The sequence below is a fragment of the Formosa sejongensis genome (genome assembly GCF_033447105.1).
GTDB lineage: Bacteria > Bacteroidota > Bacteroidia > Flavobacteriales > Flavobacteriaceae > Formosa.
Map to the genome: position 1 here is coordinate 308,999 of NZ_JAWQUN010000002.1, position 23,479 is coordinate 332,477.

Genomic DNA, 23,479 nt, shown 5'->3' on the forward strand with positions numbered 1-23,479 from the left:
CTTAACTTTTCTCTTTTTCTATAACTTGAACAATATCTTCTTCAAAATATTGCGTATTTTTTCTATTATTCCGCGTTGTCCAAAAAATCCTTGATCTTGTCGGTAAACTTGTCCAAAAAATTTCTGCGCTCCTTTCTTTCTTGAGGCATATCTTTCAATTCCTCTTTTTCTTCTAAAATGGCTTCTGAAATGGCTGCTGGATTTTGAATTTCCTCTACTTCAATTTCTTCAATTCTGCTTTCTCTTTGTTTACGTTCTTGATGTTTTAATCCATCTAAAACTAAACCAACACTAGTTGCGTATAACGGACTCGTAATATCTTCATTACTATCCCCCGCTAAATGCTCGTTTGGATATCCAATTCTAGTATCCATTCCCGTAATATATTCTACTAATTGCTTTAAATGTTTTAATTGCGCGCCACCACCGGTTAACACAATTCCTGCAATTAATTTCTTTTTTTGTTCTTCGTGACCATAGTTTTTTATTTCTAAAAACACTTGTTCAACGATTTCGACTACACGTGCATGAATAATTTTAGATAAATTCTTCAGTGTAATTTCTTTTGGTTCTCTACCTCTTAAACCTGGAATAGACACAATTTCGTTGTCTTTATTTTCTCCTGGCCAAGCCGATCCAAATTTTATTTTCAATAATTCGGCTTGTTTTTCAATAATCGAACAGCCTTCTTTTATATCTTCTGTAATGACATTACCTCCAAAAGGAATAACCGCTGTATGACGAATAATACCATCTTTAAAAACAGCTAAATCTGTGGTACCACCTCCTATATCGATAAGTGCTACACCAGCTTCTTTTTCTTCCTGACTCAATACTGCATTAGCCGAAGCTAGAGGCTCTAACGTTAAACGCTCTAATTCTAAATCGGCACTTTTAATACATCGTCCAATATTTCTAATTGAAGACACCTGACCAACTACAACATGAAAATTGGCTTCCAAACGTCCACCGTGCATTCCAATTGGTTCTTTTATTTCAGGCTGACCATCAATTTTATACTCTTGAGGTAAAACATGAATAATTTCTTCTCCAGGAAGCATTACCAATTTATGAACCTGATTAATTAATTTATCAATATCAGTTTCATCTATAACGGTTTCAGAGTTTGGTCTTGTTATATAATCGCTATGTTGTAAACTTCTAATATGTTGCCCTGCAATCCCTACAGTTACACCTTCAATTTTTGTACCTGCCGAAGCTTCTGCTTCCTGCACGGCTTGCTGAATAGACTGAATGGTTTGTGTAATATTACTTACCACACCACGATGAACACCTAAACTTTTAGAGCGCCCAATACCTAAAATTTCTAATTTTCCGTAATCGTTTTTACGACCAATCATGGCCACAATTTTTGTGGTTCCAATATCTAATCCAACTGCTATATTATGTTCCATAGTTTAGTTTTTGGTGCACACCACTTGATTATCGAATTGCAAATTAATAGTCTTATAATCATTAAGAGTTTTCTCTTGCAAAGCTTTTTTGTAAAATGCTTTTAGATTATTTATTTTTTTATCTAATTGATTTAAATCTCCTAAATACACCTCGAAACTGTGTTGTCTCAATTTTAAATAAATGTTTTGATCTTCATTTTGATGAATTTCAGTAACGTGTTTTTTTAAGAATGCATCATTATAAACTTTCTGAGCGATATTAAAAACATTACTCAAATTATTTTTTTCAATATGTCCCACAACAAAAGGCACCCTCGCCGTATAATTAGACGATAATGGCATGTAACCGCCTTCATCATCTACATAATAAGATGTTGTATCTTGTACACGTGCAATAGGTTGTTTTTGTTCGATATCCGCTGTAAGCAAGCCATTTACATCAATATAAACTTGAGCAGACTTAATTAATGGATCCGAATTCAGTGCAAACTCTAGGGTTTTCAAATCTAAAGTTTCTTTGCTCAAATTTAAAACCTCTTTATCTTTTTGTATTAACAAGTTACTAACATTTTCATGGGTAATATAGAGATTGTCATCTCCTGAAAAATGAATAACAGGTTCCGATACTTTTCTGTGTCCATTTCTTACAGAAGCAAACGCGAACAGAAACAACACCAAACAAGTCAACACAACAAGTTTTACATAACCCCAATGTATTTTAAATGCCATCTAATACGGTTTTAATGTGTTTAACTTCCTCTCCTATATCGCCAGCTCCCATAGTAATAATAACTTGGGCATCACTAGCTTTTATTTTAGAAATAAGATCTGATTTTGAAACCAATTCCTTATTTTTATTTTCAATTTTATCTAATAACCAAGCAGAGGTCACGCCTTCAATTGGTAATTCTCGAGCTGGATATATATCTAACAATAACACCTCATCGAACTGAGATAAACTTTTAGCAAAATCGACTACAAAATCACGAGTTCTACTAAATAAGTGTGGCTGAAATACAGCTAGTACTTTCTTCTCCGGATACATTTCTCGAACAGCCTGATATACAGCATTAATCTCTTCGGGATGATGTGCATAATCGTCTACAAACACCAAATCGTCTGTTTTAATTTGATATGTAAACCGTCTTTTAACCCCTTTATATAATGCTAATGCTTTGGCGAGCTGTAGGTGAGGGCAACCGTACTCGACAGCCATCGCCAAGGCTATTAATGCATTCGACAAATTATGTCTACCAGGTAGGTTAAATTGGAAATCTTTAATTACAGTTGTTGGTGTTTTTACATCGAACACATAACCCCCGTTTTCAATTTTTATATTTAGCGCGGTATAATCAGAATCATCTTCTATCCCGTATGTTATTCCCTCTATTGGCAAGCCGTTTCTAACAAACAATTTACCATTCGGTTTTATTTTTTTAGAAAAATCTATAAAAGATTCTTGCAACGCTTCTGCTTCACCATAAATATCTAAATGATCTGCGTCCATAGATGTTATGCAAGCAATATCTGGCGACAAGGTTAAAAATGATCGGTCAAATTCATCTGCTTCTACCACCGAAACTTCTGTTCCTTTAGAAATATAATTCGAATTATAATTCTCGCTAATTCCACCTAAAAACCCAGTAATCGGTACATTACATTCGTACAACAAATGCGCAAGTATACTTGATGTTGTTGTTTTACCATGCGTTCCGGCAACAGCTAAACAAAACGTATTTTTCGTTACCAGGCCTAAAACTTCAGATCGTTTTAAGACGCTAAAACTCTTATTATTTTTAAAATACACCAACTCCATATTAGCTTTTGGTACTGCTGGCGTATAAACAACTAAAGTCGTATCGTAATTAAAAAATGGCATTGGAATATTTGCGACAGAATCATTAAAATGAACTTTAATATCTAACGCTTCTAAAGCACGAGTCACATCGCTAGGTGTTTTATCATACCCAGCAACACGCTTGTTATTAGCTTTAAAATAGCGAGCTAAAGCGCTCATTCCTATTCCGCCAATTCCAATAAAATAAACGTTATCCCATCCCAAACCCTTCCCTAAAGAAAGGGCCTCTGTATTATTTTCTATATTACTATTCATTTTACTCATAATTAAATAGTTTCTTCCTTCTGGGAAGACGGAAGATGGGATTTTAATAATTTTTCTACTTCGTCTGCAATATCTTTAGTTGCATTTACTAATGCTAACTTCTTTATATTTTTACTTAAAACATTTTGTTTTTCTTTAGAATCAATTAATTGAGAAAACTTATTCTCAAAATCGACATCCAAATCCTGCTCCTGAATCAACAAGGCTGCATCTTCTTTTACAATAGCCATCGCATTTTTAGTTTGATGATCTTCGGCTACATTTGGCGACGGTATAAAAATGACCGGCTTACCAACAATACATAATTCTGAAACCGAACTTGCACCTGCTCTAGAGATAATAATATCTGCTGCTGCATAAGCGAAATCCATATTGTTCAAATATGCATGAACTTGAACGTTTTTAGTATTGCTATTGATTTTATATTTATCGTAATACAATTTTCCACATTGCCAGACAATCTGAACATTGCGTGATTGCAAATAATCTATTTCTTTTTCTATTAATTCGTTTATGCGTCTTGAGCCTAAACTCCCACCTAAAACTAATAATGTCTTCTTTTCTGGCACTAATTTAAAAAAGGCTTTAGCTTCTTCAGTTTTAGATTGCACATCTAACAGCCCTTCACGTACCGGATTTCCCGTTTTTATGATTTTTTGTTCTGGGAAAAATCGTTCTAAACCATCGTAAGCCACACAAATTTTCTGAACCTTTTTAGACAACAACTTATTTGTTAATCCTGGAAAAGAATTCTGTTCTTGTATTAAACTTGGAATATTTTTCATAGCTGCCATTTGTAATAATGGTCCGCTGGCAAATCCACCAGTACCAATTACAACATCTGGTTTAAACTTTCTTATAATTTGTCTTGCTCCAAACAAGCTACTAACCAATTTAAAAGGAAACATTAAGTTTTTCAATGTCAGCTCACGCTGAATTCCTGAAATCCACAATCCTTTAATATCGTAACCAGCCTGTGGCACTTTTTCCATCTCCATTCTATCCTTTGCACCCACAAATAGAAACTGAGCATCGGGATGACGCTGCTTCAATTCGTTTGCAATCGCAATCGCCGGATAAATATGCCCGCCAGTTCCTCCTCCAGATAATATGATACGATATGTTTTACTCATTATATTGCTTCAGCTAAAATTTCTAATGGATTATCTTCATCGACTTCTTCTTTTGCGAGTACTTCACTTCTTGCACTCACACTTAAAATAATTCCAACTGCCAAACACGTCATCCAAATCGACGTTCCTCCACTACTAATTAGCGGAAGCGTTTGTCCTGTTACTGGAAACAATTCCACAGCAACAGCCATATTTATTAATGCTTGTATTACTATTGGCAAACCCACACCTAGAACAACGAGTGTTCCAAAAATATTTTTTGCTTGATGCGATACAATTATTATACGAACTAAAAACCACAGATATACAGCCATTAAAACAACACCACCAATTAAACCATATTCTTCAACAATGATAGCATAAATAAAATCTGATGATGATTGGGGTAAAAAGTTTTTCTGAACACTTTTTCCTGGACCAACTCCTTGAATTCCTCCTGATGCAATTGCAATTTTCGCCTTTTCGATCTGATAATCTTCTTCGGTATCTTCTCCATTCGAAAAATTATCGATACGACTCATCCAAGTATCCACACGATTAGGCATCGCATCCGGAAATGCTTTCGCTACTAAAACAAACATCGTTAAAGACAAGATACCTACTCCTACTATTAAAGCTAAATATTTAATAGGATAACCACCCAAAAACACTAAAATTAATACCGTTAAAAAAATTAAAGCAGCTGTTGAAAAATTCGCTGGTAAAATTAAAATAAGTATTAAAAAAACAGGGATCCAAAGTGGTAAAATTGACTCTTTTAAAGTGATTTCCTTATCTGCCATTTTCGACATATACCGTGCCACATAAACCATTAAAATAACCGAAGCAAATGTTGATGGCTGAAACGACATCCCTACTAATGGAATCTGTATCCATCTGCTTGCATTAGCACCCTCGATAGTTGTTCCTTGCAACATAGTAACGACTAACAAAACCAAAGCTACCGGAATAAATACCATAGAAAGGCCTCTTAAATAACGGTAAGGCATGAGATGAACGGCATACATGATAAAAAAACCAACTCCTAAATGCATAAAATGTTTTAAAAAAAAGGCAAAAGTACTACCGCTACCTCGCATATACGCCAAATTGCTTGCCGCACTATACACCGGTAAAAACGAGAATAATGCCAACAATGCAGCAATAGCCCAAATGGAACGGTCTCCTTTTAAATTTTTTAAAAATTCTTGCATTATAAATTTCTTACTGCGTCTTTAAACTGTCTTCCTCTATCTTCGTAATTCTCAAATAAATCAAAACTCGCACATGCTGGAGACAATAATACATTATCGCCTGCTTCTGCAATTTTGTAAGCTATTTTAACCGCTTCACTCATAAATTGCGTTTCCACAATTATATCGACCATGTTGCTAAAATTTTGTAACAATTTTTCATTATTTACTCCCAAGCAAATAATAGCTTTCACTTTTGTATTTACAAACGAATACAACGCTTCATAACTATTCCCTTTATCTTCACCACCTACAATCCAAACTGTTGGTGCCGACATACTTTCTAGAGCATAATATGTAGCATTTACATTTGTTGCCTTAGAATCGTTTATATACTGAACTTTGTTAATCTTTAATACATTCTCTAAACGATGCTCTACACCTTGAAAATTTTCAAGACTTTCACGAATGGTCTGCTTTCTTATTTTTAATAAGTGCGCCACCGTTGAAGCAGCCATTGCATTTTTTATATTATGTTTACCTTCTAATGTTAGGTCTCTTGTAGGCATAATTATCTGATTGTTATCTATTGTTATTTTAATGTTTTGCTTGTCTAAATACGCGCCGTTTTCTATAGTTTTTACTAATGAAAAAGGCAATAATTGTGATTGAACTGGATGTTTCGTCAACCAATCGACTAACACCTCATCATCTGCATCATAAATCAAATAATCTTCTTTTGTTTGATTCTTTACTATTCTAAATTTTGAAGCGATGTATTCTTCAAAATTGTAATTATATCGATCTAAATGATCTGGCGTGATATTCGTTATTACAGCAATATGCGGATTGAAATCGACCACTCCATCCAATTGAAAACTACTAATCTCAAGCACATAGTTTTTAAAATCGTCTTCCAAAACTTGTTTCGCAAAACTGTCTCCAATATTCCCAGCTAAACCAACATCTAATTCTTGTTTCAGAATATGATAGGCTAATGTCGCTGTTGTGGTTTTACCATTACTTCCTGTAATTCCAACAATAGTGGCCGTTGTAAATTGAGCGGCAAATTCTATTTCTGAAATAACTGAAACTCCTTTTTCAAGCAACGCTTTAACTAAAGGTGCTTTATCTGGAATTCCTGGGCTTTTCATAACCACATCTGCATTTAGAATTTTTGATTCTGTATGCTGCGATTCTTCCCATTCAATCTCATGATGTATAAGAACGTTTTTATACTTTTCTTTTACCTTTCCTTTATCGGAAACAAACACTTCAAACCCTTTTGCTTTTCCTAAAAGTGCTGTACCTACACCACTTTCTCCTGCTCCTAAAATCACCAATCGCTTCATCTTATCTAATTTTCAATGTTACAATTGTGATGATGGCTAATAATATTCCAATAATCCAAAATCGGGTTACAATTTTACTTTCGTGATACCCTGATTTCTGATAGTGATGATGTAAAGGCGCCATCTTAAAAATGCGTCGACCTTCTCCATACTTTTTTCTGGTATACTTAAAGTAACTTACCTGTAAAACCACGGATAAATTCTCTGCTAAGAAGATTCCACACAACACAGGAATCAACCATTCTTTTCTAACTGCAATTGCAATTACAGCGATAATTCCACCTATAGTCAAACTCCCTGTATCTCCCATAAATACTTGGGCAGGATATGTATTGTACCATAAAAACCCAACTAAAGCTCCTACAAAAGCAGCGATGTAAATCGTGATTTCTTCGACTCGCGGGATATACATTATATTGAGATAATCTGAGAAAACGATGTTCCCAGAAACCCATGCAAAAATCCCTAACGTAAACACAATTATAGCAGACGTTCCTGCAGCTAATCCATCTATTCCATCTGTAAGATTAGCACCGTTAGACACGGCAGTAATTATAAAAATTACGATTGGAATAAATAGTATCCAAGCATATTTAGCTAAGTCTGGACTTATCCAAGTAATCAAATCAGCATAATCAAACTCGTTTCCTTTTACAAAAGGTATCGTTGTTTTAGTAGATTGTTCTTCTGCCGCAAAAAACTTACTTGGTAAGGCATTAGGGTTCTCTGCTAATATTTGCTGCTGCTGCGCTAATGGCAGTTTTTCTTTAATTGTAACATTCTGATTAAAGTATAAAGTAGCCCCAACAATAAGTCCTAATCCAACTTGACCAAGCACTTTAAACTTTCCTTTTAAACCTTCTTTATCGTTTTTAAATTTCTTAATATAATCATCTATAAAACCAATAGTTCCCATCCACAAGGTGGTTACAATTAGTAGTAAAATGTAAACATTATCTAATTTTGCAAGTAAAATAACCGGAATTAGCGTAGCTAGAATAATAATGATACCACCCATAGTTGGCGTTCCTGCTTTTTCAGATTGACCTTCTAATCCTAAATCACGAATAGTTTCTCCAACTTGCTGACGTTGTAAAAAACGAATAATTCGTTTTCCGAAAACCGTCGAAATTATTAAAGACATCAGAATTGCCATAGCCGCACGAAAGGTTATGAACCCAAACAATGATGCTCCTGGGAATTGATAATGTTTTTCTAAATACTCGAAAAAATAGTATAGCATATTATTTCTCTAGCTGTTTTAAATAATCTTTTACAATTTCGAAATCGTTAAAATCGAATCGTTCTCCTTTAATTTCCTGATAAGTCTCATGACCTTTCCCAGCAATTAATATAATATCGTTAGGCTTCGCCAATTGGCAAGCCGTTTTTATCGCTTCTCGTCTATCTACAATAGACATTGTTTTTTTAAAATTAAGAGGCTCTACACCTTTTTCAATTTCCTCAATAATAACTTCGGCAACTTCATTTCTTGGATTATCACTAGTAAACACAACTTTAGTACTTAAAGCAGAAGCGATATGCCCCATTTTTGGTCGTTTTGTTTTATCGCGATTTCCACCACATCCCACAACAGTTATTAAATCTTCATTTTTAGTTCTTATGGTATTTATAGTTTCCAACACATTTTGCAAGGCATCTGGCGTGTGAGCATAATCTACAATAGCAGTGATTTTAGAATCTGAAATTAAATACTGAAATCTCCCGCTTACACTTTCTAATCCGCTTATTAATCTTAAGGTTTCATCTTTTTCTAAACCTAATAATTCAGCAACACCATAAATCGCTAACAAATTAGACGCATTAAAACTCCCTATTAATCTAGACCACACTTCACTATCATTAATTTTAAGCAACAACCCTGTAAACTGATTTTCTAAAATCTGAGCTCTATAGTCTGCGTAATTCTTTAAGCCGTAAGTATGTTTTTTAGCTTTTGTATTCTGAAGCATAACTTCACCATTTTTATCGTCTACATTAACCAAAGCAAAAGCTGTTTTTGGTAAATTGTCGAAAAACGATTTCTTTACATCTCGATATTCTGCAAACGTGCTATGATAATCTAAATGGTCGTGCGATAAATTAGAAAACACACCTCCTACAAAATGTAAACCTTCGGTTCTTTTTTGATGAATACCATGCGAACTCACTTCCATAAAGCAATATTCGACACCTTCAACATTCATCATACTTAAATACGAATTAATTGCTAAAGAATCTGGTGTGGTATGCGTCGCCTTATACTCTGTATCGTCTATTAAAATTTTCACTGTTGAAAGCAATCCAACTTTATATCCTGCATTTTTAAATAACTGATATAAGAGTGTTGCGATTGTTGTTTTTCCATTTGTACCAGTAACACCTACCAGTTTTAAATTTTCTGAAGGATTATGGTAAAAATTTGAAGCCATTATTGCCAAAGCAACCTTAGAGTCGGCAACCTGAATATAGGTAACTCCATTTACTCTTGCTTCCGGCACATGTTCGCAAACCACAACTAAGGCACCATTATTTACAGCAGTTTGTATAAACCCATGTCCATCGGCCACAGTCCCAGAAATAGCCACAAACACATCGTTCAATTCTATTTTACGAGAATCGAAAGCAATGTTATTTACCTGCACATTGGTTGTCCCAATTACGGTATCAATAGCAACCTTGTATAATATGTCTTTTAATAAACTCACGAGATTTTTAAAACTACTTTTTGATTCTTCTTTATTTTTTCTCCTTCAGGAATAGATTGCGATTTCACTTCCCCCAATCCATTCATTTCAACCTCAAGTCCTAGATTCTCTAACAATGCAATCGCATCCATTACAGGTAAGCCTACAACTTTTGGCATAATTGTTTTATACTTTTGAGCGGTTTTATAAAACCCTTCAAATTCTACATCTACAGGTCCTTCTGCCACTTGTAATGAATTCATTTCATCGATAATAGGTGTGTCTGTAAATATTTTTTGTGCAATACGTTTAAATACTGGACCAGAAACATCTGCTCCGTAAAATCCTTTTTTAGTACTTGGTTTATGAATAACCACAATACAAGAATACTTCGGATTTACAGCTGGAAAATAACCTGCAAACGTCGAGATATAACGCTTGTTATCTTTCCAATCTGCCATCCAATATTCTGTTTGTGCAGTACCTGTTTTACCAGCCATTGAGAAATACGGATTATACAACGATTTACCTGTTCCGCGTTTTACCACATTTTCAAGGATTGCTTGTACTTCTTTAACCGTTTCTTCCGAGCAAATTTTTTCGTTTATAACCTCTTTATGAAATGTTTCTATTTCTGTATTTAATTCTTTCACACTATAAATAAAGCGTGGTTTTACCATTACACCGTCATTCGCTATCGCATTGTAAAACGTTAACGTTTGCAAAGGTGTTAAACTTAAATTATAACCATATGCCATAGACGGCAAAGCATTTCTACTCCACTTACTATGTCCTGGCTCAGGAATAATGGGTAGACCTTCTCCTTTAATAGGGATTCCTAGCGGCTGATCTAAATTCCAAGTTTTTAATCTGTTTATAAACTTCTCTGGGTTCTTAGAATAATTATCATCTATCATTGTCGCAAAAGCGATGTTCGAAGACACTTCCATAGCACGCGCTACAGAAATTTTTCCGAAACCACCATGATGAGAATCGTAAATTGAACGTCCATAAAAACGCTTTACTCCTTTTTGAGTATCTATAACTGTCGATGTGTCTACAACTTTATCTTCCAAAGCAGCCACCAAAGCCATAAGTTTAAATGTTGAACCCGGCTCATGAGATTCTCCTACAGCGTAATTCAACTTTTCGTAATAGTTTCCGTTATTCGTTTTTCCTAAATTAGAAATTGCTTTAATCTCTCCTGTTTTCACCTCCATTACAATTACACAACCATGTTCTGCATCGTAATACTCCAACTGCTTTAACAACGCATGATGTGCAATATCTTGAATATTCACATTAATGGTTGTATACACATCGTAGCCATCTTTAGGCTCTATTTGATTATAATCGGCAATAGGTTTCCACTGGCCTTTACCAATATTTTGTTTTAACCGTTTACCATCTGTACCTCTTAGATATTTCACTCCAAAAGCACCATCGATCCCTGGACGCGTTACATTTCCTTGGTCGTCTATACGTTCGTAACCAATAGTACGTTCGGCCATACCACCCATTGGATGCTCACGTTTGGTTTTTTGCTCAACAATTAATCCTCCCTTAAAAGCTCCAAGACTTAAAAGCGGAAAGTTTCTTAAACGGATATAATCCGAATACCCAATATTTCGTGCTATTAAATGATATCTGTTTTTATTAGCTCTAGCTTTTCGTAATTCTTTCTGATAATAACTTGAAGGTTTCCCGCCATAAACATGAAGCGAATCACATAAAGGTTTTAAATATTTTTCAAAGGTTTTTGGAGACGGCGTGATTGCATCTATTCGGATATCGTATTTAGGAACAGAGGTTGCGAGTAAGCTTCCTTCAGAATCGTAAACATTTCCACGATTTGCAGGAATAGTAACCGATTTTATAGTTCGCTTTTCTGCAAGGCTTCTATATTTATCACCATCGACAAACTGAATCGTACATAATTTAAACAATACAGCTGCCGCGAAGATGAACATACATCCTGCCACAAAATATAATCTGTTTAATATGTTCTTTTCGTTTGTTGCCAAGTTTAAATTTTATTTTTTGATATTAACTTTTATTTTTCTTGGTGGAATTTCGGAAGGCACCAAGCCCTTCTCTAACATTTTGTTTACTATTGAAGACTCCATTTTAACTCGCATTAACCTGGACCTTCCATCGACGAAAGCAGACCGCAATTCTTTAACTTCGTCACTCATTCTTGCAATATCATGCACTTTTTTATCGGCGCTATGCGAGCTTGCAATCATGAAAAAAGCCAAAAAGGACACAAAAACAATAACTCGCCAATTCTTAAACGAATCGTCGCTCACTAGAAAAGTTCCCTTTAACACACTATAAGCACCCTTTCTCATATTTTTTCTGCAATCCTAAGCTTTGCACTTCGGGCTCTATTATTTTCTTTAATCTCTGCAGCATTTGGCACAATTAATCCGCCAACTTTTTTTAACGGTACTTCGTAATTTCCAAACACATCGCGCTGAGGCTCTCCTTCAAACATGCCATTTCTAACAAAACGCTTCACCAATCTGTCTTCTAAAGAATGATAAGACAACACACTTAATCGCCCGCCTTCTTTTAATACTTCTGGCGTTTGCTCTAAAAACTCTCTTAACACAGCCATTTCTTGATTCACTTCAATTCGAATTGCTTGATAAATCTGAGCTAAAATTTTATTTTCCTTTCTAGGCGGTAAAAATCGCTGTAAGGTTTTCTTTAATTGTTCACTTGTCTTTATTGATTCAATTTCGCGCTGCTCTACAATTGCTTTTGCCATAGCAACAGAAGGTCTCAATTCACCATATTGCCATAACAAATCACGAATTTGTTCTTCGTCATAATCGTTAATCACATGATATGCAGACAATCGGTTAGCCTGATTCATTCGCATATCTAAATCCGATTCGAATCGTGTTGAAAACCCACGCTCTGCAACATCAAATTGATGCGAAGACACTCCAAAATCGGCTAAAATTCCATCCACCTGTTTCACACCGTAAAAACGTAAAAAACGTTTTACATATCTAAAATTCTCATGTATTAACTGAAAACGCTCATCATCTATAGCATTCTCTAAAGCATCTGAATCTTGATCGAACGCAAATAATTTCCCGTTCGGACCAAGACGTTTCAAAATCTCTTTACTATGTCCGCCACCACCAAAAGTCACATCCACATAGACACCGTCTTCCTTAATATTAAGACCGTCTACAGTTTCTTTTAACAATACAGGGTTATGATATTCCATATTCTTCATCATCTTGTCCCATAACTTCTTCAGCTAAATCTGCAAAATCATCAGCTGAGCCACTTATGCTTAATTCATACTTATCTTTATCCCAGATTTCAACAATATTTACAGCCGAAGCCACAACTATTTCTTTTGAAATCCCACCAAAAATTGCTAAATCCTTCGGAATCAACAATCGACCAGTTCCATCTACTTCAATCATTTTCACGCCTGCAGTAAACTTTCTAATAAAATCGTTGTTCTTTTTCTTGAATCTATTCAGCTTGTTTATCTTCTGCATTAACACATTCCACTCTTGCATTGGATACAATTCCAAACACGGATTAAAAACAGACCGTTTTAACACAAACCCATCTTGCAATACGGCACTCAACTGCTTCTTCAGCGAAACAGGCAACATTAATCTGCCTTTCGCATCCACTTTACATTCGTATGTCCCTATTAATGAGTTCAAAACAATTTTTTGGAGTTACATTCTATAATTTTCAAATATATCGAAAAATATACCACTTTTTACCACAATATACCACTTTGTTAATAAATTTTCGACTATCGGTTTCTGATCTCCCCCAATACTAACACAAAAATGCGCTTAGGTATTGACTTAAAATAAATTAGCTAGAACATATTAATCTATATTTGAAGGTTAATATCAATTGTTAAAAAACTATTTAAGGGATACTCATAATATTCTTTATTATATGAATGAAATACCTATATTTGTTTGTTGACGATAATGACCAATTAATGACGCATCGCTTAAAAAAAGAAAAGAATTTTAGCTACATAGAAGTGGGTGAAGGGCAACCTATAATCGTACTACATGGGCTAATGGGCGGATTGAGTAATTTTGACGCTGTCTCTGATTACTTCAGTGCTAGAGGGTACAAAATCATTATTCCGGTGCTTCCTATTTATGGCATGAGTTTACTAAAAACGACTGTAAAAAACTTCGCTAAATATTTACACGATTTTATTGATTATAAAGAACTTAACGATGTTATTTTACTAGGAAACTCTCTTGGCGGACACATAGGATTGCTACACACAAAGCTCTATCCACAAAAAGTAAAAGCACTTATTATTACAGGTAGTTCTGGTTTGTATGAAAGCGCCATGGGTAGTGGTTATACAAAAAGAAGCGACTACGAAGTGATACGTAAAAAAGCACAAGATGTCTTTTACGATCCTGCTGTTGCGACTAAAGAAATTGTAGATGAAGTTTACGAAACAGTGAACGACAGGAACAAACTAATTAAGACTTTAGCGATTGCGAAGAGTGCAATTAGACATAATATGGGTAAAGATTTACCTAAAATGAATGTTCCTACGTGTATTATTTGGGGTAAAAACGATATTGTAACACCTCCTGAAGTTGCAACCGAATTTCACAAACTTTTGCCAGATTCAGACTTATTTTGGATTGACAAATGTGGACATGCAGCAATGATGGAGCACCCAGACACCTTTAATAAAATATTAGATTCTTGGTTAACTGCCAGAAAATTTTAACAGTAAAAAATTATGCAAATTAAATCGGCTGAGTTTGTAATGAGTAATTCGGACGTTTCCAAATGCCCGAAAGACAGAGTTCCTGAATACGCTTTTATTGGACGTAGTAATGTAGGGAAATCTTCGCTTATTAACATGATTACCAACCGTAAGAGTCTTGCCAAAACATCTGGAAGACCTGGAAAAACACAACTTATAAATCATTTTTTAATTAACAAAAGTTGGTTTCTAGTAGATTTACCTGGATATGGTTATGCACGTGTATCTAAGAGTGCTAAAAAAACGTTTCAGAAATTTATCACTGAATATTTCAGCAAAAGAGAGCAATTAATCTCTGCTTTTGTATTGGTAGATATTCGCCACAAACCACAACCTGTCGATTTAGATTTCATGGCTTGGTTAGGAGAACACAGCATTCCGTTTTCAATTATTTTCACAAAAGCCGATAAGTTAAAACCTATGGCTATTGAAAATCACGTTAATGATTATCGCGATACTTTACTTGAAACTTGGGAAGACATGCCAAACTATTTTGTTACATCTTCTTCAAAAGAAATTGGAAAAGACGAGTTACTTAAATATATAGACGACACAAATAATAATCTTAAAATAGATTAATTCTTAACATCTAGTGCATCTCGCAGAGCATTCCCAATTAACATAAATGCCATAACCAAACTCATTATACAAAGTCCAGGAATAACAGCCAAATAAGGCTTCCCTAGAATAATATAATTATAGTGGTCTTTAATCATTGCACCCCAACTCGCCATTGGAGGTTGCGCCCCAATACCTAAGAAACTTAATCCGCTTTCTATTAAAATTGCTGCTGCAAAATTTGCGGCACAGATTACAATTACTGGAGCCATTATATTTGGCAATATATGTTTAGTAATTATACGGTAATCGTTATACCCTAAAGCTCTGGCGGCAGTTACATACTGCATTTCTTTTGTACTAATTATTTGTCCGCGTACCACACGAGCCACTTCTACCCACATGGTTAAACCAACGGCTATAAATACTTGCCAAAACCCTTTCCCTAAGGCTAATGTAATGGCTATAACTAATAATAAAGTAGGTATAGACCATGTTACATTTATAACCCACATAATAACGGCATCAACTTTTCCTCCGTAATATCCTGCGATACTACCCAAGGTTAATCCAATAATTAGGGATATAAAAACGGCAACAAAACCTATAAAAAATGAAATCCTAGCACCTACTAAAACACGACTTAACACATCTCGTCCATATTTATCTGTACCCAGATGAAAGGTTTTAGGAGACACTAATTTTGAAGTTTCTGCTTCTGAAAAAGATTTTAAATCCAGTGATTTTTCTTCTCCAATTAATCCATCCGAAGCATATTCGGTATATAGTAAAATATCTTTTTTTATATCAAATTTAGAAACTGGAATTTCGGTTTCCGTATTTATAGTTCCTAAAAATATTTTATCGATTGCGCTTTGTGTGTTTTTAATTTGAGTTGGTATGGTAAGCACATCCACAGTAAAACCAGGCTTCTCTGAGTGAATAGATAAATGCATTTGGTTTGCATATTGCGAATGATCCGGCGCTAAAACGTAAGCAAAAACGGAAATTAATCCCACCAAAACAATAAAACAGAAACTAAAAACGCCCCAAAAATTGTGTTTAAATTTTTGGAGCGCTAATTGTTTCAACGACTGTGTTTTACCAATCATTAATTATTTAATTTTTTGATGTAGCAGATGAAGACGTTTTAATATCTGTTTTTGATGTCTCTGTTGCAGCAAGTTCTGTTTTCACTGAGTACGACATTTTTAAATCTTCCAGTACATTTATGGCTTCTTCCATATATATATCTTGAGTTAAACTTTCATGCCAACGATCGCGCTTAATTCTTAATGTAGAGTCTTGTACAAACAATACTTCTTCGTATGGTAACGAGGTATAAGTTAAATTCGATTTGTAATCTGATATTTTATCGAAACGTTTAGATTCTTCTTCATTAAGCTCTAATTTTTCTTTATATTTTACATAGTTTAAATTGAATGAATTCTCATCCATTTTCAACTTAATCCACTTTGCATTATCTTCAATTAAGCTTAGTTGCTCGTTATTAACCATGCGCTCTTTACTTTTCTTAATCGTAGAATCGTAATCAAATTGACCATTCCACAATGTATAATCGGCTGGAGCTATTTTATCCCAAGGCAACGGATTTTCTTGATCCTTTTCACCTATATCAATAAAACTATAACGATCCGGGACAACAACATCGCTCTTAACACCTTCTAGTTGTGTAGATCCTCCATTAATTCTATAGAATTTTTGAGTTGTTAATTTAAGAGCTCCTAAATCCCCATTACTGTTATTACGAACCATTCTGTTTAAATCTAAAACGTTTTGAACTGTTCCTTTTCCGTAAGTTTGTTTGCTCCCTATAATAATAGCACGTTTATAATCTTGCATTGCAGCAGCTAAAATTTCTGATGCTGAAGCAGATAATTCATTCACTAAAATCACTAATGGTCCATCCCATTCTATAGACTCATCTTTATCTCTTAAAATTTCTTTTGGTTCGCCTGTAGAGCGTACTTGCACAATTGGTCCTTCTTTAATAAACAAACCAGCCATATCTACTACAGTTTGTAAAGATCCACCGCCATTGTTTCTTAAATCTAAGACTAATCCTTCCATGCCTGCTTCCTTCAATCTGTCTATTTCTACTTTAATGTCTGAGGCAGCATTTCTATTATTGTAATCTTCAAAATCTACATAAAATTTAGGAAGGTTAATCACTCCATATTTTATATTGTCTTTTATAACAATCGACGATTTTGCATACGTTTCTTCAAGCTCGACTACATCTCTTACAATCGTAATTTCTTTAGTAGAACCGTCTACCTTCTTAACCGTTAAAATCACTTCTGTACCTTTAGGGCCTTTAATAAATTTAATAGCATCGTCTAAACGCATACCTACTATATTAACAGCCTCGTCTTCGTCTTCTTGTTGTACTTTAAGAATAATATCGCCAACTTCTAAATCTTTACCTCTCCAAGCTGGACCTCCAGAAATAAGCTCTACGATTTTAACATTATCCATTTTCTTTTGAAGTCTAGCTCCAATTCCTTCTAATTTACCAGACATTTGCTGGTCAAATCTATCTTTATCTTCTGGCGCGAAGTAAAATGTATGAGGGTCGAAACTTTCTACAACAGCATTTACATACATTGTAAACCAATCGCTACGCTCTAAATCGTCTATATAATCTGTATAATAATTATCTATAGATTTTAAAGTTGCATCTCTAGATTCTTTTTCCATTTCAGAATCAGATTGCATCTTATAGCTAGGCTCATTTTGCTTTTCAAGATGCTCTGCAGTTTGCAAATCGTCGTAATTAGAAATGGTTGAAAACTTAAGTTGTTGTCTCCAACGATTTTTCATCTCTTTTTTAGTTTTTACGTACGATTTCTTATCGTAATCCACATCAAAATCTTCGTCTACCGAATAATCGAAAGGCTCACTTAAAACCGCTTTATAAAGTACTTTAGATTCTTCCATTCTTTGAATTAAACGCTCATGCGTCAAGTTAAAGAACGAAATATCATAATCTTTTAATTGATCATCAAGATTATCCTTATACTTTTCAAACTCCTTAATATCCGATTCGTAGAAATAACGTTTTAAAGGATCTATAGCCTTTAAATAATTAGTATAGACAATTTCGGAAAAATTATCATCTAATGTTTTAGGATCAAAATGTCCGCGCTCAAGTACATATGTAATGACCTGAACTAATAATTTATCCTTATCTGGATTGTTAAACGTCTTAGTTGTAAAACTGCATGAAGCAAACGCTAACAATAACAGTAACACTAAATATTTGTAATTCCTTCTCATAAGCCTATAAAAATGCATCGTATATTTTTCACTAAAGTATAGAAAAAACTATGCCAATAAAAATCAATGATAGGTAATTTTTTGTTAAACTAAACAAATTGAAGGTTTCAGCAAGATTTTATGTATTTTAGCAAGGCGATTTCAAAATGAAAAACATGTCAAAAAAGCCCCTTATTCTGGTTGTTAACGACGACGGAATATCAGCGCCAGGTATTAGAACTCTTATTAAAATAATGAATACTATTGGAGACGTTGTTGTCGTTGCTCCAGATAGTCCACAAAGTGGAATGGGTCACGCCATTACGGTTGACTCTACATTATATGTTGAAAAAATCACGATAGATAATGGCCCTCAAAAAGAATACAGTTGCTCGGGTACGCCTGCCGATTGCGTAAAATTAGGTGTTCGTGAAATTTTAAAACAAACTCCAGATCTTTGTGTTTCAGGTATAAACCACGGTTCTAATTCTTCTATAAACGTAATTTATTCAGGAACGATGAGTGCTGCTATTGAAGCTGGTATTGAAGGCATTCCAGCCATTGGATTTTCACTTTTAGATTACAATTGGGGTGCAAATTTCTCACACGCTGAGTCTTTTATAAAAACCATTACAGAAAACACTTTAGAACACGGTTTACCGCAAGGTGTGGTTTTAAACGTTAACATACCTAATGTCCCTAAAAAAGACATAAAAGGGATTAGAGTGTGCAGACAAGCACGAGCAAATTGGGTAGAAAAATTTGACAAAAGACAAAGTCCGATGGGAAAGGACTACTATTGGCTTACTGGAAAATTCGTAAATTTGGATCAAGGTGAAGATACCGACGAATGGGCTTTAGAGAACAACTACGTTTCTGTTGTTCCCGTTCAATTCGATTTAACAGCATACCAAAGCATAAAACAAATTAATACTTGGAATTTGAATGATTAAAAAGGAAGTTTTTATTGGATTTTTAGTTGGAATTCTTGCTAATGCCATAGGTTTATATTTAGCCGCCACATTTCTTGGAGGTGGAGATGAAGCTACATTAGTTATAAAAGCAGCCTATGCCGAAGGGTTTTTAGGAAAACTATCAAGTTTAGGCGCTATTTTAAATTTAGTTGCGTTCTTTATTTATATAAAAAAGAAACAAGATTACAGAGCTCGTGGCGTACTTTTAGCCACTGTTTCCATCGCTCTACTTACTTTTATATCTAAATTTTTATAATGAAATATTACATTATTGCAGGAGAAGCCTCGGGAGATTTACACGGATCCAACCTAATGAAAGCACTACAGAAAGTAGATATAAATGCTGAATTTAGATTTTGGGGAGGCGACCTTATGCAAAATGTTGGAGGCACTTTGGTAAGTCACTTTAAGGAACGCGCTTTTATGGGCTTTGCTGAAGTGATTACAAACTTATCTAAAATATTAAAAGCCATATCTTTTTGCAAGCAAGACATTGAGAACTACAATCCAGATGTTATTATTTTTATAGACAACTCCGGGTTTAATTTACGTATTGCAAAATGGGCTAAACAACATAATTATCGTACCAATTATTATATATCGCCTCAAGTTTGGGCCTCTAGAGCTAGTAGAGTAAAGAATATAAAACATGATATCGATGCGATGTATGTTATACTGCCTTTTGTAAAACCTTTTTACGCTACTTACGATTACGATGTTACTTTTGTTGGACATCCTTTAATTGATGCCATTTCGGATAGAACACAAGTAGATGAATATAAATTTAGAGCCGAACATGATCTAAACACAAAACCCATAATCGCAATTTTACCAGGTAGCAGAAAGCAAGAAATCAATAAAATGCTAACGGTTATGCTTAGTATTATAGACGATTACCCAAATTATCAATTTGTAATTGCAGGTGCTCCTAGTCAAGATTTCGATTATTACCAACAATTTATTAAGAATACTAACGTTCACTTTATTGCCAACAAAACCTATGATTTATTAAGTGTATCATACGCGGCTTTAGTGACATCTGGAACTGCAACTCTAGAAACGGCTTTGTTTAAAGTCCCTCAAGTTGTTTGCTATAAAGGCAGTTGGTTGTCTTACCAAATTGGAAGACGTATTATAAAATTAAAATATATTTCATTAGTGAATTTAATCATGGATAAACCTGTTGTTACAGAACTTATTCAAGACGAATTCAATTCTAAGAATTTAAAAAAAGAACTTAATCTTATTTTAAATTCCTACGAACGCACCAAATTCTTTATAAATTATTACGATTTAGAGAAAAAACTCGGTGGAAAAGGCGCAAGCCAAAAAACAGCCGAACATATTTACAATGACCTCAAACAATATGCTTAATATGCAGAAAATTTCTATTTTACTTTGTTTACTTATTTGTGTGAGCAGCTGTAAATCTTCGAAAAAATCTAAATCTTACAAACACTCAAATACTTCTGAGGTTTCTTTACCTTCTAAATCGGTTTCTTATAACGACGATTCTGATATTATAATTTTAGCTCCAAAAAATGAAGAAGATTTGAAATTATTAGGTGTCGAATTAGTAGATTTTGCGAAACAGTTTGAAGGTGTAAGCTATAAATATGGTGGCACAACAAAAAAGGGTATGGATTGCTCTGGTTTAGTTTTTGAAACCTTTAAAGCTTACAATATAGATTTACCTAGAGTCTCTCGCGATATGGCGCAAGAAGGCATTAAAGTAGACATTGAAGACGTAAAAGCAGGTGATTTATTATTTTTTCACACAAACCCAAAGCGAAATGCAATTAACCATGTAGGCTTGGTTGTTTCTGCTACAGTAGGCAATGTAGAATTTATACATTCAACCAGCAGCAAAGGTGTTATAACATCTTCTCTGGCAGAACATTACTGGTATTATTCTTTTAAAGAAGCACGTAGAATTCTCTAATTTTTAGTATCTTACTATTATGAAGTTAAGTCGCTTTATAATTGTAAAATTCACATTATTCTTAATTTTCGGGATTTGTTTAGGATTTTTCTTAATCATACCGCTATTATGGAGTTTAATAACTTCTTCCCTTTTACTTTGTGTGCTTTTTGGAGTATACTTCTTCAACAAAACCAATTTTAAAACACCAATTTCGTTTGGGATTCTCGCATTTATTTTAACGATTTCCATTGGTGTTTTAAGTGTAAATGTTCATAATAAGAAACTACAAAAATCGCATTACTCGAATGTGACTGTTCCCATAAAATCTATAACTTTTAAGATTCGAGATATTTTAAAACCGAGTATGTATTACGATAAATACGTAATCCAGATTTTAAAAATTAATGATGAGAATGTAACGGGGAAATCACTTTTAAACATTCAAAAAGACACCCTAAACCCCAGCTTTGCAATTGATGACGTTTTCTTTACTTCAGAACATTTTTCAGGCATATTCCCACCTTTAAATCCGAATCAGTTTAATTATAAAACCTATTTAGAACGGCAATATATATACAATCAAATTATCACAAATCAGAATCGGCTATTACGACTTCCGAATCAAAGGTTAACCCTTTTTGGTGTTGCCAACCGTATAAACACGTATGTAAATTCTAGATTAAAAACGTATCCTTTTGGAAAGGATGAGCTTGCTATAATTAATGCATTGTTACTTGGGCAGAGGCAAGACATATCGGGAACCTTATATAAAAATTACACAAAAGCAGGTGCCGTACATATTTTAGCCGTGTCAGGATTACACGTTGGGATCTTACTTTTACTTTTAAATTATCTCTTTTCTCCTATTGAACGCTTTAAAAACGGGAAGCTTATAAAGACCATATGCATCATTATACTAATATGGTCCTTCGCCATTTTAACAGGACTATCGCCTTCGGTTTCCAGAGCAACACTAATGTTTTCTTTAGTAGCGATTAGCATGAATTCTAACAGACCTTCAAATATTTTTAACACAGTTGCAATTTCAGCATTTTTACTACTGTTATGGAATCCGATGTTGCTATTTGATGTTGGATTTCAGTTGAGTTATTTGGCGGTATTAGGTATTATAACATTTCAGCCAACACTTAGCCGCCTTTGGTATCCCAAACATAAACTGAGTAAATTATTTTGGAATACACTTACGGTTACAATGACCGCTCAGCTTGGGGTTTTACCTATTAGTATTTATTATTTTCATCAATTTCCTGGCTTGTTTTTTCTATCCAATTTAGTAATTGTGCCATTTCTAGGTTACATTTTAGGTTTTGGTATTCTGATTTTAATTTTAGCATCACTTCAAATTCTGCCAACTTTTTTAGCTATTGCTTTTAATAAAACTATTGGTATCATGAATGCCTTTGTAAATTGGGTTGCGAGTCAAGATCAGTTTGTATTCAAGTCCATCTCAATAGCATATAATTCTGTTTTAGCAATTTACTTGGTCTTCATTTGTTTGATATATGCCTATTCTAATCCCAAATTTAAATCGATTCTTTTCGTGTTATTGGCATGTATTTCACTTCAGCTTACTTTTATTTATAATAATTGGTCTTTAAATTCATCTGATTGGATTTTATTTCATAAAAACCGCCAAAGTATTTTAACATATCGAAACGCACATCATCTAGATATTTATAACAATACAGATTCTTTATCTACATTAGAAACATATCCTATAAAAGATTACGCCATTTCAAAAGCCATAAAAGCCTATACTACACAACCATTAAAGTCGGTTTACAGTCTTAATAACAAAACACTGATTATTGTGGATAGTTTTGGAGTCTATAACGTGAAGTCTTTTAAACCGCATTATGTTTTGCTTAGTCAATCCCCGAAAATTAATTTAAGTCGCTTAATTGATTCTTTAAAACCGAAAGAGATTATTGCTGATGGTAGTAATTATAAGTCTTACATAGAGCGTTGGGAGGCGACTTGTAAGCATAAAAAAATCCCCTTCTACCAAACGGGTAAAAAGGGAGCTTATATATTTAAATAACAA

21 protein-coding genes are annotated in these 23,479 nt (G+C 34.1%); 7 read left to right on the top strand and 14 right to left on the bottom strand.

The features are described 5' to 3' along the window. Positions 1-65 precede the first annotated feature (65 nt). The 12 genes from ftsA to mraZ all read right to left on the bottom strand — a co-directional run bounded on the left by ftsA (position 66) and on the right by mraZ (position 13,582). Positions 66-1,415: a cell division protein FtsA gene (gene ftsA, locus R6X41_RS03685; RefSeq protein WP_318497555.1), complete on the bottom strand. Its 1,350-nt coding sequence runs from the start codon at positions 1,413-1,415 to the stop codon at positions 66-68. 3 nt (positions 1,416-1,418) lie between these two features. Continuing rightward, on the bottom strand, positions 1,419-2,144 hold the full coding sequence (locus tag R6X41_RS03690) for a cell division protein FtsQ/DivIB (protein ID WP_318497557.1): 726 nt from the start codon (positions 2,142-2,144) through the stop codon (positions 1,419-1,421). Continuing rightward, complete coding sequence (gene murC / locus R6X41_RS03695) at positions 2,134-3,528, bottom strand: UDP-N-acetylmuramate--L-alanine ligase (protein ID WP_318497793.1); 1,395 nt, start codon at positions 3,526-3,528, stop codon at positions 2,134-2,136. Before murC ends, R6X41_RS03690 begins: the two co-directional genes overlap by 11 nt. Positions 3,529-3,539: 11 nt before the next feature. Beyond that, positions 3,540-4,670, bottom strand: a complete 1,131-nt coding sequence (gene murG, locus R6X41_RS03700; RefSeq protein WP_318497559.1) for an undecaprenyldiphospho-muramoylpentapeptide beta-N-acetylglucosaminyltransferase — start codon at positions 4,668-4,670, stop codon at positions 3,540-3,542. Further along, the gene (locus R6X41_RS03705) at positions 4,670-5,863 is read right to left on the bottom strand and encodes an FtsW/RodA/SpoVE family cell cycle protein (RefSeq protein WP_318497560.1); all 1,194 of its coding nucleotides are present in this window, start codon (positions 5,861-5,863) and stop codon (positions 4,670-4,672) included. Before R6X41_RS03705 ends, murG begins: the two co-directional genes overlap by 1 nt. Continuing rightward, positions 5,863-7,194, bottom strand: coding sequence for a UDP-N-acetylmuramoyl-L-alanine--D-glutamate ligase (gene murD, locus R6X41_RS03710; RefSeq protein WP_318497562.1), 1,332 nt, complete (start codon positions 7,192-7,194; stop codon positions 5,863-5,865). The genes R6X41_RS03705 and murD overlap by 1 nt, the downstream gene beginning before the upstream one ends. 1 nt (position 7,195) lies before the next feature. Beyond that, positions 7,196-8,437, bottom strand: coding sequence for a phospho-N-acetylmuramoyl-pentapeptide-transferase (mraY, locus tag R6X41_RS03715; protein ID WP_318497564.1), 1,242 nt, complete (start codon positions 8,435-8,437; stop codon positions 7,196-7,198). A 1-nt stretch (position 8,438) separates the two neighbouring features. Then, complete coding sequence (locus R6X41_RS03720) at positions 8,439-9,902, bottom strand: UDP-N-acetylmuramoyl-L-alanyl-D-glutamate--2,6-diaminopimelate ligase (protein ID WP_318497566.1); 1,464 nt, start codon at positions 9,900-9,902, stop codon at positions 8,439-8,441. Continuing rightward, positions 9,899-11,851: a penicillin-binding protein gene (locus tag R6X41_RS03725; protein WP_318497795.1), complete on the bottom strand. Its 1,953-nt coding sequence runs from the start codon at positions 11,849-11,851 to the stop codon at positions 9,899-9,901. Before R6X41_RS03725 ends, R6X41_RS03720 begins: the two co-directional genes overlap by 4 nt. A gap of 63 nt (positions 11,852-11,914) precedes the next feature. Then, positions 11,915-12,232, bottom strand: a complete 318-nt coding sequence (locus R6X41_RS03730; RefSeq protein ID WP_318497568.1) for an FtsL-like putative cell division protein — start codon at positions 12,230-12,232, stop codon at positions 11,915-11,917. Further along, positions 12,229-13,125: a 16S rRNA (cytosine(1402)-N(4))-methyltransferase RsmH gene (gene rsmH / locus R6X41_RS03735; RefSeq protein WP_318497570.1), complete on the bottom strand. Its 897-nt coding sequence runs from the start codon at positions 13,123-13,125 to the stop codon at positions 12,229-12,231. The genes R6X41_RS03730 and rsmH overlap by 4 nt, the downstream gene beginning before the upstream one ends. Next, complete coding sequence (mraZ, locus tag R6X41_RS03740) at positions 13,112-13,582, bottom strand: division/cell wall cluster transcriptional repressor MraZ (RefSeq protein WP_318497572.1); 471 nt, start codon at positions 13,580-13,582, stop codon at positions 13,112-13,114. Before mraZ ends, rsmH begins: the two co-directional genes overlap by 14 nt. A 293-nt stretch (positions 13,583-13,875) precedes the next feature. Between mraZ and R6X41_RS03745 the strand changes: the two genes are divergently transcribed. Further along, on the top strand, positions 13,876-14,640 hold the full coding sequence (locus tag R6X41_RS03745) for an alpha/beta fold hydrolase (protein ID WP_318497797.1): 765 nt from the start codon (positions 13,876-13,878) through the stop codon (positions 14,638-14,640). Positions 14,641-14,652: 12 nt separating this feature from the next. Continuing rightward, positions 14,653-15,258, top strand: coding sequence for a ribosome biogenesis GTP-binding protein YihA/YsxC (gene yihA, locus R6X41_RS03750; RefSeq protein ID WP_318497574.1), 606 nt, complete (start codon positions 14,653-14,655; stop codon positions 15,256-15,258). On the opposite strand, the gene R6X41_RS03755 is transcribed toward yihA, so the two are convergent. Then, complete coding sequence (locus R6X41_RS03755) at positions 15,255-16,349, bottom strand: ABC transporter permease (protein ID WP_318497576.1); 1,095 nt, start codon at positions 16,347-16,349, stop codon at positions 15,255-15,257. The genes yihA and R6X41_RS03755 overlap by 4 nt on opposite strands. A 7-nt stretch (positions 16,350-16,356) precedes the next feature. Continuing rightward, positions 16,357-18,537: a carboxy terminal-processing peptidase gene (locus R6X41_RS03760; RefSeq protein WP_318497578.1), complete on the bottom strand. Its 2,181-nt coding sequence runs from the start codon at positions 18,535-18,537 to the stop codon at positions 16,357-16,359. A gap of 155 nt (positions 18,538-18,692) precedes the next feature. On the opposite strand from R6X41_RS03760, the gene surE reads away from it, so the two are divergent. Genes surE through R6X41_RS03785 form a run of 5 tightly spaced genes read left to right on the top strand, consistent with a single transcriptional unit; the run spans position 18,693 to position 23,476 of the window. After that, positions 18,693-19,469 (top strand): 5'/3'-nucleotidase SurE, encoded by a 777-nt coding sequence (surE, locus tag R6X41_RS03765; RefSeq protein ID WP_318497580.1) that lies wholly within the window; start codon positions 18,693-18,695, stop codon positions 19,467-19,469. After that, on the top strand, positions 19,462-19,746 hold the full coding sequence (locus tag R6X41_RS03770; protein WP_318497582.1) for a hypothetical protein: 285 nt from the start codon (positions 19,462-19,464) through the stop codon (positions 19,744-19,746). The genes surE and R6X41_RS03770 overlap by 8 nt, the downstream gene beginning before the upstream one ends. Continuing rightward, positions 19,746-20,864, top strand: a complete 1,119-nt coding sequence (gene lpxB, locus R6X41_RS03775; RefSeq protein ID WP_318497584.1) for a lipid-A-disaccharide synthase — start codon at positions 19,746-19,748, stop codon at positions 20,862-20,864. The genes R6X41_RS03770 and lpxB overlap by 1 nt, the downstream gene beginning before the upstream one ends. Position 20,865: 1 nt before the next feature. Then, complete coding sequence (locus R6X41_RS03780; protein ID WP_318497585.1) at positions 20,866-21,432, top strand: C40 family peptidase; 567 nt, start codon at positions 20,866-20,868, stop codon at positions 21,430-21,432. A 19-nt stretch (positions 21,433-21,451) separates the two neighbouring features. Then, positions 21,452-23,476 (top strand): ComEC/Rec2 family competence protein, encoded by a 2,025-nt coding sequence (locus R6X41_RS03785; RefSeq protein ID WP_318497587.1) that lies wholly within the window; start codon positions 21,452-21,454, stop codon positions 23,474-23,476. Positions 23,477-23,479: the final 3 nt, after the last annotated feature.

Bases quoted from the DNA above. Each gene is read 5' to 3' on its own strand.
- R6X41_RS03760 (WP_318497578.1), bottom strand. From the start codon at position 18,537: ATGAGAAGGAATTACAAATATTTAGTGTTACTGTTATTGTTAGCGTTT.
- murD (WP_318497562.1), bottom strand. From the start codon at position 7,194: ATGAAGCGATTGGTGATTTTAGGAGCAGGAGAAAGTGGTGTAGGTACA.
- R6X41_RS03770 (WP_318497582.1), top strand. From the start codon at position 19,462: ATGATTAAAAAGGAAGTTTTTATTGGATTTTTAGTTGGAATTCTTGCT.
- R6X41_RS03690 (WP_318497557.1), bottom strand. From the start codon at position 2,144: ATGGCATTTAAAATACATTGGGGTTATGTAAAACTTGTTGTGTTGACT.
- mraY (WP_318497564.1), bottom strand. From the start codon at position 8,437: ATGCTATACTATTTTTTCGAGTATTTAGAAAAACATTATCAATTCCCA.
- R6X41_RS03730 (WP_318497568.1), bottom strand. From the start codon at position 12,232: ATGAGAAAGGGTGCTTATAGTGTGTTAAAGGGAACTTTTCTAGTGAGC.
- yihA (WP_318497574.1), top strand. From the start codon at position 14,653: ATGCAAATTAAATCGGCTGAGTTTGTAATGAGTAATTCGGACGTTTCC.
- R6X41_RS03755 (WP_318497576.1), bottom strand. From the start codon at position 16,349: ATGATTGGTAAAACACAGTCGTTGAAACAATTAGCGCTCCAAAAATTT.
- murC (WP_318497793.1), bottom strand. From the start codon at position 3,528: ATGAATAGTAATATAGAAAATAATACAGAGGCCCTTTCTTTAGGGAAG.
- surE (WP_318497580.1), top strand. From the start codon at position 18,693: ATGTCAAAAAAGCCCCTTATTCTGGTTGTTAACGACGACGGAATATCA.
- R6X41_RS03745 (WP_318497797.1), top strand. From the start codon at position 13,876: ATGACGCATCGCTTAAAAAAAGAAAAGAATTTTAGCTACATAGAAGTG.
- ftsA (WP_318497555.1), bottom strand. From the start codon at position 1,415: ATGGAACATAATATAGCAGTTGGATTAGATATTGGAACCACAAAAATT.
- murG (WP_318497559.1), bottom strand. From the start codon at position 4,670: ATGAGTAAAACATATCGTATCATATTATCTGGAGGAGGAACTGGCGGG.
- R6X41_RS03785 (WP_318497587.1), top strand. From the start codon at position 21,452: ATGAAGTTAAGTCGCTTTATAATTGTAAAATTCACATTATTCTTAATT.
- lpxB (WP_318497584.1), top strand. From the start codon at position 19,746: ATGAAATATTACATTATTGCAGGAGAAGCCTCGGGAGATTTACACGGA.
- R6X41_RS03725 (WP_318497795.1), bottom strand. From the start codon at position 11,851: ATGTTCATCTTCGCGGCAGCTGTATTGTTTAAATTATGTACGATTCAG.
- R6X41_RS03780 (WP_318497585.1), top strand. From the start codon at position 20,866: ATGCAGAAAATTTCTATTTTACTTTGTTTACTTATTTGTGTGAGCAGC.
- R6X41_RS03705 (WP_318497560.1), bottom strand. From the start codon at position 5,863: ATGCAAGAATTTTTAAAAAATTTAAAAGGAGACCGTTCCATTTGGGCT.
- rsmH (WP_318497570.1), bottom strand. From the start codon at position 13,125: ATGGAATATCATAACCCTGTATTGTTAAAAGAAACTGTAGACGGTCTT.